The following is a 13,626-nucleotide window of genomic DNA, read 5'->3' as shown; positions in this document are numbered from 1 at the left end:
AATATTAATTTAAGCTTACACAAGGAGGAGACTTATGACAACATTCAAAGATTTTGAATACAGCAGGCCAGATCTGAACGAAGAACGGAAAAAGGCTGATGATTTACTGGCACAGTTCCGTAATGCTGACAGTGCTGACCAGCAGATTCAGTTAATCACTGAGATCAACCAGATTCGTAAAGATATCGACACAAACCAGAATATCGCCTATGTCCGTGCCTCTATCGATACAACTGACCAGTTCTATTCGGATGAACGCGATTATTTCGATAACAACGGTGCGAAAATCGTCGCACTTGATGCTGCTTATTTTGAGGCACTCTTAGCGAGTCCTTTCCGTGAAGAACTGGAAGCGCATTATGGCCGGCAGTTATTTGACCTTGCGTATAATGTCGTCCATTCTTATTCAGATGAAGTCGAGGACCTGATCAATCAGGAAAATAAACTCAGCAGCGACTATTCCAAGCTCATGGCCAGTGCGCAGATTGAGTTTGATGGTCAGGAGCTGAACCTGGCACAGATGTCACCTTATACACAGTCACCGGACCGCGATGTACGTACGGCTGCTACGAAAGCTGTCCAGAGATTCATGGGGAAACATCTTCAGGACTTCGATAGCCTCTACGACCAGCTTGTTAAGATCCGTCATCAGATTGCGCAGAAACTTGGATTTGATAATTTCATTGAACTCGGTTATATGCGCATGCAGCGTATCGATTATGATCAGAATATGGTCAAGGATTATCGCAGACAGGTGGAAGATTTTGTTGTTCCTGTAGCGACTAAACTATACGAACAGCAAGCAGAACGCATCGGTGTCGATCGACTGAAGTTCTATGATGAATCTGTCATGTTCCTGAACGGTAATGAAGACCCTAAAGACTCTGCAGAAATCATCCTGGAGAACGGCCGCAAAATGTATAGTGAACTCAGTCCCGAGACGGATGAGTTCTACCGGTATATGATGGACCATGAACTTTTTGATGTCCTGGCCAAAAAAGGGAAGGAAGCAGGCGGTTACTGCACCTATATTGATCGTTATCGCGCACCTTTTATCTTTGCGAACTTCAATACGACAGATCACGATATCACTGTACTGACACATGAGGCGGGACATGCCTTCCAGGTCTATTCTTCACGTGATCAGACAATCCCTGATTATTTATGGCCGACGCATGAGGCATGTGAGATTCACTCCATGAGCATGGAGTTTTTCACATACCCATGGCTCGATTTATTCTTCAGCAATCCTGATAAATTCAAATATAAACATTTAACGGATGCGATTCAGTTCCTGCCTTACGGTGTGGCAGTAGATGAATTCCAGCATGGTGTTTACGCAAATCCAGCTATGACCGCTGATGAGCGCAGAGAACTCTGGCAGTCAATTGAAGCAAAGTATCTGCCCCATCGCGATTATGACGGTATTCTGCCGCTTGCAGAGGGTTCTCTCTGGCATCGTCAAGGTCACATATTCAACTCACCCTTCTATTATATTGATTACACACTTGCTCAAGTATGTGCCTTCCAGTTCTTTAAACGCAGCCGTGAAGATTTCACTGCAGCATGGAATGATTATCTTCATCTCTGCCAGTTAGGAGGCTCACTACCATTTAATGCACTGGTGCAGGAAGCTCATCTTGATTCGCCGTTTGGAACGGGAACGCTGAAGGATATTATGGTGTATCTTGAAAATTATATCGAGCAGATTGATACGAGCAGTTTTTAACTGAAATAAGCCTCATACCAGTGGTATGGGGCTTATTTATCAGGCTTTAAGTCTTGAGAATGCCAGTAGAACAAGTCCACCGATTATCATGATGAAAGCTGTTGAATATGATTTATCTTCACCTGTATCGGGAAGTATATGGAGATTCTTTTTATCTGTTTGATTGTCATTTTTCTTTTTGACTTTTTTCTTAACTTCTTTGCCCTCTTTTTTCTTGCTGTCTTTTGTCATTATGTCACTGATTTGTTTATCGAGTGCCTTATAGAACTTCTCCGCTGACTCAGGATAAAATTTACCTATCTTGATTTCGTCTGACTGAGCCTTATTTTTTGAGAGGTCTGTTGCTGACGGCTGTTCGACGCTCGGTGCCTGAATGTCCCGCTCCTCTGACGGCTGACCTGTAGATGGCTCCTCTGACGGCCGAACCGGTGACGGCTGACCTATAGATGGCTCCTCTGACGACTGAACCGGTGACGGCTGACCTGTAGATGGCTCCTCTGACGACTGAACCGGTGACGGCTGACCTGTAGATGACTCCTCTGACAGCTGAACCGGTGACGGCACTATCTCCAGCTGCTGGTCAGAACCAGGCAGTTCAGTCGTAGGTGCCGGTCTTTCTGTTGACGGAGTGGTTGTCGTAGGCCTCTCAGTTAAGGGTATCTCTGTCGAAGGCACTTCTGTCACGCCTACGGCTGGCGATGGTTCATCCATCACAGGTTGTTCTGTCATTGGTGGTGCCGACGGTCTGTCAGTCATCGGCACTTCTGTCGTCACTGGTGCTTCAGTTTTATCAGGGGGCATCTCAGCTGAAATAATTTCTATTGTTTCATCAGCAGTGCTCGTGTCGATCGGCTCATTGGCATCTGCATAGCTTGTTCCTGCAGCTGACAGTACAAGAAGGGCAGTCGATGCTATTATCATTTTGCACATATTAGTCCTCCAGATCTCTATTACTGATTATTATAACGAATAGATGAGGCAATAATCGTTTATGTAAAATATTGTTATCAAGTTTTAATAAATAATATATTTCTGAAATCTTTATAATTACTTGCATTAACACGTGATATGTAATATATTAAATATATCAGATATAATAAATATATTAAGGGGGAATGATATGGGCTCTAAATTCTTCAGTAATGATACACATATGGGAGCTGTTCATCTGAATGTCAATTTCCTTGAGAACAGTATTCGTTTTTATCATGAAATACTTGGCATGGAAATTCTCAAACAAAACAATGACTATACAGCGCTTGGTCTCGGAGGGCATCCACTTATCTATCTTTACCAGACAGATGCTAAACGTGCACCGGGTCAGGCAGGTCTTTTCCATATGGCACTTCTTGTACCAAATCGGACTGAACTGGGTAATATCTTTAATCACCTCATTCAGACTCAGTATCCACTTGCTGGAGCTAGTGACCATGACGTGTCGGAAGCTCTTTACCTGCAGGATCCTGAAGGTAACGGTATCGAGATTTACCGTGACTATCCGACAGAAGAATGGATTTTCCAGGATAATGGTTATGTAACGATGGGTACTGTTGAGATGGATTACCAAGGCGTCCTTGATGCTCAGGATGGTAAACCATTTACAGGCCTTCATCCCGATACGATAATGGGACACGTGCATTTGTCCGTTCAGAATCTGCCTGCTTCTATTGAGTTTTACAAGGACGTGTTCGGCATGGACATCATGCAGCTCTACGGCACACAGGCAGCTTTCATGAGTGCGGCAGGTTACCATCACCATTTGGGATTAAACACATGGCAGCAGGCAGCATCACCCCCTTCTCCTGATGCACCAGGACTCAGAAAGTTTGAAATCAATATTCCGAATCAGGAGGACTTTGATTATTTCAGAGAACAATTCTCAGCAAAAGGTATCCGTACAGAAAAAGATGGCGGTTCAGAGATAATACGTGATCCGAATGGTATCGGCATCCGCGTTATGTATTTAAATAAAAATTAATTTTAAATGGAGGAATTACAGATGGGTTTATTCAATAAAAAAGGTTATGAGAATTTTGGTCTGGCAATGGAAAAGCGTCGTTCAATCTATGATATTCAAGGAACGGTACCTCTTACGGACGCTAAAATCGAGAGTATCCTGACAGATATCATCAAGCACGTCCCTTCAGCATTCAACTCACAGTCAACACGCATGGTATTATTACTGAATGATCAACATAAAAAATTATGGAACCTGACAGCAGAGGAATTAAAAAAGGTGATGGGGCCAGAGCGTGACTTCACTGAAACTGAAAATAAAATCAACAGCTTCAAGGCAGGTTACGGTACTGTATTATTCTTCGAGGACGAAACAGTCGTTAAAGGATTACAGAAAAACTTCGCAGCTTATGCAGACAACTTCCCGATCTGGAGTCACCACACTAACGCGATGCACCAGTTTGCGGTATGGACTGCATTTGCAACTGAGGGTATCGGTGCTTCACTTCAGCACTATAACGGTGTGATTGACGAAGCTGTCTACACGAACTTCGATATCTCACATGACTGGAAACTGATCGCTCAGATGCCGTTCGGCGCAATCGGCACTGAAGCGGGTCCTAAAGAATTCCAACCGGTTAACGAACGCTTTATCATCAAAAAATAATAATAAATCAGTAGACCCGGAATACCCGGGTCTCTTTTTTATGGCTGCAGACGAATCAGCAGCATCCATAAGACATCAATCACAGCGAGCTGAACGAGACGTCCTGCTGTAGGTGAAAGACGATTGATATTCTCCTCAGCTGAGGTCAGCAGATGAATATCTGTTCGCTTATCCGGCCACTGTGAGAGCAGAATGGTCTTTAATTCAGATGCGTATATCTTCTCCAGATCATTCAGCTGAGCAGTTTCGCTGATGATAAAGACAACTGAAAAATGCTGAGCCAGCCTATCATATAGTTGCATGTTTTGAATCAGCTCTACCATAAATCCAAGCGATAATAGCTTCAGCTTTAAATCTGTTGCAGCAACTACCGCTTCTCCTGCAGAATATATCAGGATACACTTTGAAGCTGACAGACAATGTGCGGCTTCCTCCAGTTGCTTCATATTAAGCAGCGCCTCAGTCCGGGACAATGCCTGTCTTGACTGACTGAACACCTTGTGCCTGATTTCACATGGTGAATCTTCCTTCGTAATAAGTGCCGTTGCTTCCTCCTCCATCAGGTGCAGTTCTTTAGCAAGCACAACTTTCAGTTCACGGAGGCCGGAGAAACCGATCCGCTGACTGAAACGAATCAGTGCTGATTCGCTGACCCCTGCAAGTGCAGCCAACTCCCTTCCGGACAGCTCAGTGCACTGCGCCGGCTGATTGATTATAACAGCAGTGATCCGCTTCTCAACAGGTGACAGTAAATGTTCAATGGATTTGATCTGGTTTAGCACAACTGGCATCTTCATCCCTCTTTTCACATACTATTATAGAGGAGAAAGCAGCAAAACAAAAAAATGCGCGGCTGCGCATTTTAATTAACCGTTAAATCATATTTAGTGAACTTGAAATAGACCTGTCCTGATTCAGTTGAAGTACGAATGCCTGTTGCATCTTTCCTCGGGAAAATACGTGACGTCATCACTTTTTCGCCATTGTTCAGAAAAATCTCGATACTGGATTCATCGACAAAAATCTGCAGCTTCGTTAAATCTTCTTCCAACACCACTGAACGTGTAAAACCCTCCACTTTTTCGCTAAGAGCTCCGCTATCAAACCGGTCAAGTGTGAATCTCTTATCAGCCCGATTATAAATCAGTCTAGTGGATTCTTTCTTAGAGACACGGAGTTCAATATAGAACTCTGTTGATTCATTCTCGAGCACATCAACTATGAGTTCGTAACAGCTGCCTTCATAAGGATGTAGCTTGATATTGTGCTTCATGGCATAGCCTTCTGCCGTCTCTACTGCGCCGCGCATCTTCTCCAGTGCTGGTAGAGGACGCTGTCTGAGTCTGCCGTTCTCAACTGACAGCACGCGGGGTATCGTCAGACAGTGTGCCCAGTTCTCGGCATCTGTCGGATAATCGGTGTCAGGCAGTCCCATCCAGCCGAAGAGAATCCGTTCACCATTCGCGCCAAGTGTCGTCTGAGGTGCGTAAAAATCAAAGCCATTATCGAGCTCAGTAAATTCACCATGTTCCATTCTGAATGTTTCTTTATCAAGGTCACCGATCAGATAACCGGACTGATAAGTATTATTAAATTGATCGCCTGATTTCTCGATACCTTGTGGACAGAAAAGAACCACATCCTGACCATCCAGCTCAAAATAATCAGGACACTCCCACATATAACCAAATTCATTGTATTCCGTGCCCAGTTCCCCTTTGAACCTCCAGTCATTGAAGTCATCTGATTCATAGATTACTATTGTGCCTGTTGAATTTGTACGCTGAGCGCCGATGACTATATAATAGTATCCATTTTCATACCAGACTTTAGGGTCTCTGAAATGTGACGTATAGCCTGGTGCCGGCCCTTCAATAATGGTTTTCTTGGTGACTTTGTCTGATTCAAGCGCCGCTACTATCTGATAAGGAATCCGCTGCCAGTCACTGTCACGATGATTACCGGTATAGACAAGCTTGACCCTGTTATCCTGTACAATGCCTGATCCACTGTACGCCCCGTGAGAATCATACTTCGTATCGGGAATGATAACCGGACCGTGTGATTCAAAGCTGACAAGATCAGATGAAGTTACATGATACCAGTATTTAAGTCCGTGAACGGGTCCTAACGGAAACCATTGATAGAACAGATGATAAAGACCCTCATGATAGACAAAACCATTCGGATCGTTCAATAGACCAGTCGGCGGTTGTATATGAAAGTGCTGTCGCCATTTTGACTGAGTCGTTTCCTCGAGCAATGCCTGATACTGTTCAGCGGGTATCTCTTCTAGTCTCTTATAACGTTCTTCTTTCGTCCATTCCACTAAAAACATTCCTTTCATCTTCTTTCTCTATAAAAAAACCATCTCTCCTAAAGATGGTTTTAATCTTGTTTTAGTTCTTCTTCAACCAGTTTCTGTTCACCTTTCAGATACATCCGGTAACCGATATGGCTGATCTGGATACTGAACTCATACAGTATAACCATCGGCAGCACGAATATCACATAAGTCATGACGTCAGGCGGCGCGATGATTGCTGCGATGACCATCAGTAAGAAGTAAGCATATTTCCGGTTCTTCTTCAGGAAAGCGGGTGATACAATGCCCAGTCTCGTCAGGAAGAGGAGCAGGATCGGCAGCTGAAAGACAAAACCGAACGGAATCGTGAACTTCAGCAGTTCATTGAAGTATTCCCTGACACCGATGATCTGTTCGACGCCCATCTCATCTGCCAGTCCGATCGTGAAATGAATCATGTACGGGAAGATGACGAAATAACTGAACGTCAGGCCTGTGATAAATAAGATAAAGCTGATCGGAATATAGCTCAGCGTTGCGCGTCTTTCCTGAGGATGTAACCCCGGGGATATGAACGCCCATAACTGATACAGTATGACGGGTGATATCAGGAGCACCGCGATGATCATGATAACAGAGATATAGATGGAAAGTGGGTCTGTCACTTTGAAATAATGCAGAGTGATTTCTGCCGGCACATCATCTTTCGTGAGATAGCGCGTCACTGGTTTCCCGAAGTAGAATCCAACAAATATCCCGCCCATCAGAAAATAAGCGATGATCATTAAACGTTTTCTCAGTTCATCAAGATGCTCAACAACTGTTAATTCATCTTTATTCATCTGAAGGTATTTCCCTCCTCATAACAAAAGCGACAGGGCCTGTCGCTTCATTCAATCCTTATTTACGTACGTTATCGTCTCTGTCGTGGTCTTTCATGATGCCATCAGTAGCATCCTTGAATTCTTTAAGTGATGAGCCCATCGCACGTCCGAATTCAGGTAATTTCTTAGGACCGAATATAATCAGCGCTACCACGCCAAGGAAGATTAAAATAGTAGGTGATGCAAAGCCAAGTGTACTAATAAATTGCATGTTATACCTCCTAGTGATTTTTCATAAAGAATATAAGGGACTGGAGTTCTACTCCTAAATCAATATGGTGTACCTGAACATCTGAGGGAACATTTAAGCGTTCCGGTGTAAAGTTTAATATACCTTTTATTCCGGCTTTTGTCACTCTATTTGCTATATCCTGGGCGATTTTTCCGGGTACCGTCAGAATGGCCACTTCTATACCGATGTCTTCCACAGTCTTCTCAAACTGATCCATATGTTCAACATAGATATCACCGATTTTTTCACCGACAATCTTGGGTTCAACATCGAAAGCCGCTTCTATCTGCATACGATCACTAATAGAGAAATTATAATTGACCAGTGCATGTCCTAAATGACCGATACCGATAATCGCAACTTTAGTGATAGCATCCTGCTGCAGAGTTGTCTTGAAGAAATTGAGTAAATACTCAACATTATAGCCATAACCTTTTTTACCTAATTCGCCAAAATAGGAGAAGTCTCTTCTGATAGTCGCTGAATCAATCTTAAGACCTTCACTCAGCTCCTTTGAAGAGATACGATCCACGTTTGCCCCGTGCAATGTATTGACGAAACGATAATAAAGAGGCAGGCGTTTTAAAGTCGCTTTAGGAATCTTTGCTTCCGTCTTTGACACGCTGTTCACCTTCTTAAAATAATTGTGACCTTTTTCACAGTATATAAATTATAACATGTTACCACCGGACTGACTATGTGAAATTTTGTCGTTAAGTACCATGTGTGTCATTAATCATGTAGAATAGACTTGAGGTGAAGAAATTGATTTTACTACAGGCTAGTCAGCTGAATAAATCCTTCGGTGGAGAAGATATCTTCACTGACGTAAAAATAGAAATAAAGACGAATGACCGTATAGCGATTGTCGGTCGAAATGGTGCCGGCAAGACCACATTGATGAAGATTCTTGCTGGCGCTGAGAGTTATGATAGCGGCCATTTCATGCGGGCTAAGAACATCAACATCGGTTATCTGACGCAGCAGATGACACTCGATGCTGAAGGTACTGTCTATGAGGCCATGCTGAAACCCTTCAGTCATCTGATTGAGATGGAGAAAAAACTGGCAGATATCACAACTTACCTTGCTGAAGAAAGTGCTCAGGCAGGGACGCCGGCGTATGATCAGAAACTAGCTGATTTCGAGAAACTGCAGCTTCAGTTTGAAACGACAGGCGGTTATCAGTATGAGCATAAAATCAAGACCATCCTGACCGGTCTGAATTTCACTCCAGACGATTTCAATCAGAAGATTGATTACTTCTCCGGAGGTCAGAAGACACGGCTTGCTCTTGCGGAGATGCTGATCCGCGAACCGGATCTTCTCATGCTGGATGAGCCGACCAACCACCTCGATATGGACACGACAGCATGGCTCGAGAACTACTTGACCACTTATCAGGGTGCCATCGTCGTCATTTCCCATGACCGTTACTTCCTGGACAAAGTCGTGAACACAGTCTATGATGTGGCGCTCGGCCGTGTGAGCCGTTACGTCGGTAACTATTCTAAATTCCTGGCACTGAGAGACGCCTTTTATGACAAGATGACTGCTGAATACGAACGACAGCAGGCAGAGATTGAGCGTCTCGAGACATTCGTCCAGAAGAACATCACTCGGGCTTCAACATCCGGCATGGCAAAGAGTCGCCGGAAGATTCTTGAGAAGATGACGCGGATTGAAGCACCGAAACTGGATAACCATTCCGTCAATCTGCAGTTTCATATCGACCGTGAATCAGGTCATGACGTGCTGGACGTCAGAGCACTCGAAGTGGGCTACAAGTCCCCTATCACCTCACCGATTACATTCGATGTCAAGAAACAGGATGCAATCGCCGTCATCGGTCCCAACGGTATCGGCAAGACGACACTGATCAGGACTATCGCTAAAAAACTGCCGGCGCTCAGCGGTGAGATCAAATACGGTGCAAATATCTCAATCGGTTACTACGATCAGAAGCAGGCAGAGTTCACATCGTCCAATACAGTTCTTGAAGAATTATGGCAGTATTATCCGGAGATGCCTGAGAAAGATATACGTGCTGTGCTCGGACGTTTTCTCTTTGTACAGGATGATGTCAGAAAAATCATCAATGATCTGTCAGGCGGTGAAAAGGCACGTCTGCAGCTGGCGAAGCTGAGCCTTGAAAATAATAACCTTCTCATTCTGGATGAGCCGACCAACCATCTGGACATCGATGCGAAGGAAATACTGGAACAGGCGCTGATGACCTATCCGGGCACAATTCTCTTCGTCTCCCATGACCGTTTCTTCATCAATCAGATTGCGACAAAAGTTCTAAACGTCACAGCTGAAGGCGCCAGTCTCTTCCTCGGCGATTATACGTACTTCATCGAGAAAGAGGAGGAACGTCTGGCATACGAAGCATTTGAAAAAATAGAGGTTGCAGAAGAGAAACCGAAGACGACGGGTTACGAAGAAAATAAAGCCCAGAGAAAAGAACGTCGTAAAATTGAACGGGCTCTCGTGCAGCTAGAAGAGAAAATCGAAAAATACGAGGCACGTATACAGACCATTGAGCTTGAACTGACACACCCTGATGTTTTCAACGATTCTCAGAAAAGTTATGCGCTTCATCAGGAGATGGTCGGCTATCAGACTCGCCTTGAAGAAGCGATGAATGAATGGGCGGAACTTGAAGAAGCAGAGTAATCTGCTTCTTTTTGCTATTCACAGAGTTATACACATGAAAAAAGGCAGTTTAACAGTAATCCACAAAGTTATTAGACTTATCCACAGTAAAATAATCATTTCCATTGTTTATTTCTGTGTAATATCGCATATAGACAAAAAGTTATCCACAAAAAGTTAACAACTTGTGTACAAGTACATATGTTCGCACTGAAAAAGTACGCCTGATCTTAAAGATCAAGCGTACTTTTTCCGTTTAAATCAAGTTCAGCTCTAATATTCTTCGTATAATAGTAATAAGCGGCGGCACCTATCATTGCTGCATTGTCTGTACAGAGCTGAAGAGGCGGAATATGGAGATTGATGTCTGCCTCTGCTGCCATTTCTGACAGTCTCGTGCGTAAGCCTCTATTAGCAGCAACACCCCCACAGACGATCAGTTCACTGATATGATAATCATTCAGCGCTCCAAAAGTCTTCAGGGAAAGAACATCTACTACACTCGCCTGAAAACTTGCAGCTACCTCTTCCGGCGGTACTGTCTCTCCCTTCTGCTGCTTATTATGCAGTGTATTGATCACAGCACTTTTAAGACCACTGAAACTGAAATCATAGCCCTCAAGAATAGGACGCGGAAATTTCAATGTATCCTCTCCCTCCGCCGCCAATCTGTCAACATGCGGTCCGCCTGGGTAAGGCAGATTGATAGTACGTGCCACTTTATCATACGCTTCTCCTACCGCATCATCTCTTGTTTCGCCGATGACTTCGAACTCAAGGTGATTTTTCATGACAACAAGTTCTGTATGCCCTCCTGACACAATGAGTGCAAGAAGCGGGAACTGAAGGGGTGCTACAATATGATTGGCATAAATATGACCTGCGATATGATGGACAGGAATCAGTGGCTTCTGGTGACTGAGCGCCAACGCTTTCGCTGCATTGATTCCGACCAGAAGTGCACCGATCAGCCCGGGACCTTCCGTCACAGCCACCGCATCGATATCTTCCATAGTCATTTCTGCTTCTGTCAAAGCATCATCAATCACGGTCGTAATATTCTCAACGTGATGACGACTTGCCACTTCAGGTACAACACCACCGAACCGTTTATGTGATTCTATCTGGCTGTTCACGCTATTACTGAGCACTTCACGCCCATTTCTTACGATACTGACAGCTGTTTCATCACAGCTTGTCTCCACTGCTAGAATTGTTATATCATTCATCTCTCAACCTCACCCACATCACTTTCGCATCCTGCCCTGCGCCGTAGTAATCACGCCGGATTCCTCCGTAAGAGAACCCCATCTGTTCATACAGACGTCGGGCAGCTGTATTTTCTTCCCTGACTTCAAGACTCATCATCTCACAGGTCAGACGCGCATAATTCATGATATACTCCATCAGTATTTTTGAGAGGCCGAGACCTCGTCTATCTTCCCGGATCGCCACAGTCGTGATCTGAGCTTGATCGATCACTAGCCACATACCCAGATATCCGATGATCTCGTCATCAGCTTCCATAATAAAATAATGACCGAACTCATTCTTCTCAAGCTCATGGTAGAAAGCATCTATCGTCCAGGAACCCGACGGAAAACTACGCTGTTCAATGGCATGGACAGCTGGCACATCTTCCACTGTCATTTTTCTGATTGTTAAACCTGATTGTTCAGCCAATTGCGCTCCGCCTCCGTCATTCTTAAATACATCGGTTCGAAACTATGAACATCTTCAGGTTTATCGAGGTCTATCATTCGTCTCATCTCAGCACTACGAGGAATACAGTAGAATACCGGGCCCTGCAGCTCATCCTGAAGCCTGACAGCATCCATGCCGATGAAGAGATAAGGCATATGCTGATTCTTGAGATACTCGTTCAGCTCCTCAATCATCATGTAACGATCCTCTTCCACCGGCTCAACAGATATTCCTTTGAACCGGTAAATACCACTGTAGACCGCATTTCGTCTGGCATCAATCACAGGTACAAGCAGGAACTCATGCATTCTGACAGTAGCCGCCAGTGCCTTTAATGAAGAGACACTATAGAGCGGTATATTCAGTGTATAGGCGAGCGTCTTTGCCGCAGTTACGCCGATTCTAAGGCCCGTATAAGAACCGGGCCCGGCACTTACTACAATGCCTTCAAGATCCTTCATTCCAATACCAGCATGCTCAATCACCATCTCGATTTTTGGTATCAACATAATGGAATGATTGATTTTCCTGGCACTATTAAATTCCGCAAGTACTTCAATTCCATCTGTCACACTGACTGATAGCGGCTGATTGGCTGTATCGATGTTGAGTAATATCATGTCATTTCCTCCAGTAATCGTTTGTAACGTCTGCCGAATGGGATCAATTCCACTTGCCTGCTCGTATCACTCAGACGACTGATTTCAATCGTCATATATTGATCAGGCAGAAAATCTTCTATCATCTGTGGCCATTCAATCAATGTTACACCGTCTCCATAAAAATAATCATCAAATCCTAAATCCTCACTGCCTTCTAAACGATAACAGTCCATATGATGAAATGGCAGACGTCCTTGATAACTTTTAATGATATTGAAAGTAGGAGAATTGATCAATCTTTTGACGCCTAGATGCTTACCAAAAAACTGACTGAATGTCGTCTTACCTACACCAAGATTCCCTTTTAACAGGTAGACATCGTTTTCCTCTGCCTGCTCTGCTATTTTTTTTGCGAACTGTTCTATTTCATCCAAAGAATTTATGGTCAACTTCATTTTATCACCCTCTTTAATAACTTCTATTGTAACAGATTACTGCTATTATACTAAAAAATGCATAAAAAAAGAGACCTAACAGGTCTCGCGTGCGGCTCATCGCATCCATTTATAAATTGCCCGGCAACGTCCTACTCTCGCGGAACGTAAGTCCAACTACCATCGGCGCTAGAGAGCTTAACTTCTGTGTTCGGTATGGGAACAGGTGTGACCTCTCTGCCATCGTCACCAGACAGATTGAGAATATACTCTCAAAACTAGATAAGTAAGAAGAAGTGATTGCCAAGCGAGACCGATAAAAAATCTTTTTTGATTAAGTCTTCGATCGATTAGTATTCGTCAGCTCCACACATTACTGTGCTTCCACCTCGAACCTATTGACCTCATCATCTCTGAGGGATCTTATAACCGAAGTTGGGAAATCTCATCTTGAG

General features: G+C 44.0%; 14 protein-coding genes and 2 rRNA genes. 4 read left to right on the top strand and 12 right to left on the bottom strand.

Annotated features, from left to right (window positions below; all coding sequences use genetic code 11):
- Positions 1 to 34 precede the first annotated feature (34 nt).
- Positions 35 to 1,729, top strand: coding sequence for a M3 family oligoendopeptidase (locus ERX40_RS08955; RefSeq protein WP_133418162.1), 1,695 nt, complete (start codon positions 35 to 37; stop codon positions 1,727 to 1,729).
- Positions 1,730 to 1,768: 39 nt separating this feature from the next.
- On the opposite strand, the gene ERX40_RS08950 is transcribed toward ERX40_RS08955, so the two are convergent.
- On the bottom strand, positions 1,769 to 2,659 hold the full coding sequence (locus tag ERX40_RS08950; protein ID WP_133418161.1) for a hypothetical protein: 891 nt from the start codon (positions 2,657 to 2,659) through the stop codon (positions 1,769 to 1,771).
- A 190-nt stretch (positions 2,660 to 2,849) separates the two neighbouring features.
- Here ERX40_RS08950 and ERX40_RS08945 point away from each other — a divergent pair, with 190 nt between their 5' ends.
- Both ERX40_RS08945 and ERX40_RS08940 read left to right on the top strand, forming a co-directional pair.
- Positions 2,850 to 3,707, top strand: a complete 858-nt coding sequence (locus ERX40_RS08945; RefSeq protein ID WP_133418160.1) for a VOC family protein — start codon at positions 2,850 to 2,852, stop codon at positions 3,705 to 3,707.
- Positions 3,708 to 3,728: 21 nt separating this feature from the next.
- Entirely contained in the window at positions 3,729 to 4,352 is a 624-nt protein-coding gene (locus tag ERX40_RS08940; protein ID WP_133418159.1) for a nitroreductase family protein, read from the top strand.
- Between the two features lie 38 nt (positions 4,353 to 4,390).
- Here ERX40_RS08940 and ERX40_RS08935 read toward each other — a convergent pair whose 3' ends face one another.
- The 5 genes from ERX40_RS08935 to ERX40_RS08915 all read right to left on the bottom strand — a co-directional run bounded on the left by ERX40_RS08935 (position 4,391) and on the right by ERX40_RS08915 (position 8,395).
- On the bottom strand, positions 4,391 to 5,143 hold the full coding sequence (locus tag ERX40_RS08935) for a MurR/RpiR family transcriptional regulator (RefSeq protein WP_165980726.1): 753 nt from the start codon (positions 5,141 to 5,143) through the stop codon (positions 4,391 to 4,393).
- A gap of 71 nt (positions 5,144 to 5,214) precedes the next feature.
- Complete coding sequence (locus ERX40_RS08930; protein WP_133418270.1) at positions 5,215 to 6,690, bottom strand: glycoside hydrolase family 32 protein; 1,476 nt, start codon at positions 6,688 to 6,690, stop codon at positions 5,215 to 5,217.
- Between the two features lie 50 nt (positions 6,691 to 6,740).
- The gene (tatC, locus tag ERX40_RS08925) at positions 6,741 to 7,499 is read right to left on the bottom strand and encodes a twin-arginine translocase subunit TatC (protein ID WP_133418157.1); all 759 of its coding nucleotides are present in this window, start codon (positions 7,497 to 7,499) and stop codon (positions 6,741 to 6,743) included.
- 58 nt (positions 7,500 to 7,557) lie between these two features.
- Positions 7,558 to 7,752 (bottom strand): twin-arginine translocase TatA/TatE family subunit, encoded by a 195-nt coding sequence (locus ERX40_RS08920; RefSeq protein ID WP_133418156.1) that lies wholly within the window; start codon positions 7,750 to 7,752, stop codon positions 7,558 to 7,560.
- 10 nt (positions 7,753 to 7,762) lie between these two features.
- Entirely contained in the window at positions 7,763 to 8,395 is a 633-nt protein-coding gene (locus tag ERX40_RS08915; RefSeq protein WP_165980725.1) for a redox-sensing transcriptional repressor Rex, read from the bottom strand.
- 143 nt (positions 8,396 to 8,538) lie between these two features.
- On the opposite strand from ERX40_RS08915, the gene ERX40_RS08910 reads away from it, so the two are divergent.
- A complete protein-coding gene (locus ERX40_RS08910; protein WP_133418154.1) occupies positions 8,539 to 10,452 on the top strand; it encodes an ABC-F family ATP-binding cassette domain-containing protein in 1,914 nt (637 codons plus the stop codon).
- Positions 10,453 to 10,661: 209 nt separating this feature from the next.
- Here the strand turns inward: ERX40_RS08910 and tsaD are convergent, their stop codons facing one another.
- The 6 genes from tsaD to ERX40_RS08880 form a co-directional block, all read right to left on the bottom strand.
- Positions 10,662 to 11,660 carry a tRNA (adenosine(37)-N6)-threonylcarbamoyltransferase complex transferase subunit TsaD gene (tsaD, locus tag ERX40_RS08905; RefSeq protein WP_133418153.1) on the bottom strand — a complete coding sequence of 333 codons (999 nt, stop codon included), beginning with the start codon at positions 11,658 to 11,660 and terminating at the stop codon, positions 10,662 to 10,664.
- On the bottom strand, positions 11,653 to 12,081 hold the full coding sequence (rimI, locus tag ERX40_RS08900; protein WP_133418269.1) for a ribosomal protein S18-alanine N-acetyltransferase: 429 nt from the start codon (positions 12,079 to 12,081) through the stop codon (positions 11,653 to 11,655). Before rimI ends, tsaD begins: the two co-directional genes overlap by 8 nt.
- 11 nt (positions 12,082 to 12,092) lie before the next feature.
- Complete coding sequence (tsaB, locus tag ERX40_RS08895) at positions 12,093 to 12,755, bottom strand: tRNA (adenosine(37)-N6)-threonylcarbamoyltransferase complex dimerization subunit type 1 TsaB (protein WP_133418152.1); 663 nt, start codon at positions 12,753 to 12,755, stop codon at positions 12,093 to 12,095.
- Positions 12,752 to 13,192, bottom strand: coding sequence for a tRNA (adenosine(37)-N6)-threonylcarbamoyltransferase complex ATPase subunit type 1 TsaE (gene tsaE / locus ERX40_RS08890; RefSeq protein WP_133418151.1), 441 nt, complete (start codon positions 13,190 to 13,192; stop codon positions 12,752 to 12,754). Before tsaE ends, tsaB begins: the two co-directional genes overlap by 4 nt.
- A 118-nt stretch (positions 13,193 to 13,310) precedes the next feature.
- Positions 13,311 to 13,425, bottom strand: a 5S ribosomal RNA gene (gene rrf / locus ERX40_RS08885).
- Positions 13,426 to 13,501: 76 nt separating this feature from the next.
- Positions 13,502 to 13,626, bottom strand: a 23S ribosomal RNA gene (locus ERX40_RS08880); the annotation flags it as partial.

Source organism: Macrococcus carouselicus (genome assembly GCF_004359515.1).
In the GTDB taxonomy this organism is placed as follows: Bacteria; Bacillota; Bacilli; order Staphylococcales; family Staphylococcaceae; genus Macrococcus; species Macrococcus carouselicus.
This window is presented reverse-complemented; position numbering and strand designations above follow the sequence as displayed.

Bases quoted from the DNA above. Each gene is read 5' to 3' on its own strand.
- ERX40_RS08955 (WP_133418162.1), top strand. From the start codon at position 35: ATGACAACATTCAAAGATTTTGAATACAGCAGGCCAGATCTGAACGAA.
- ERX40_RS08950 (WP_133418161.1), bottom strand. From the start codon at position 2,659: ATGTGCAAAATGATAATAGCATCGACTGCCCTTCTTGTACTGTCAGCT.
- ERX40_RS08945 (WP_133418160.1), top strand. From the start codon at position 2,850: ATGGGCTCTAAATTCTTCAGTAATGATACACATATGGGAGCTGTTCAT.
- ERX40_RS08940 (WP_133418159.1), top strand. From the start codon at position 3,729: ATGGGTTTATTCAATAAAAAAGGTTATGAGAATTTTGGTCTGGCAATG.
- ERX40_RS08935 (WP_165980726.1), bottom strand. From the start codon at position 5,143: ATGCCAGTTGTGCTAAACCAGATCAAATCCATTGAACATTTACTGTCA.
- ERX40_RS08930 (WP_133418270.1), bottom strand. From the start codon at position 6,690: ATGTTTTTAGTGGAATGGACGAAAGAAGAACGTTATAAGAGACTAGAA.
- tatC (WP_133418157.1), bottom strand. From the start codon at position 7,499: ATGAATAAAGATGAATTAACAGTTGTTGAGCATCTTGATGAACTGAGA.
- ERX40_RS08920 (WP_133418156.1), bottom strand. From the start codon at position 7,752: ATGCAATTTATTAGTACACTTGGCTTTGCATCACCTACTATTTTAATC.
- tsaD (WP_133418153.1), bottom strand. From the start codon at position 11,660: ATGAATGATATAACAATTCTAGCAGTGGAGACAAGCTGTGATGAAACA.
- rimI (WP_133418269.1), bottom strand. From the start codon at position 12,081: ATGACAGTGGAAGATGTGCCAGCTGTCCATGCCATTGAACAGCGTAGT.
- tsaB (WP_133418152.1), bottom strand. From the start codon at position 12,755: ATGATATTACTCAACATCGATACAGCCAATCAGCCGCTATCAGTCAGT.
- tsaE (WP_133418151.1), bottom strand. From the start codon at position 13,192: ATGAAGTTGACCATAAATTCTTTGGATGAAATAGAACAGTTCGCAAAA.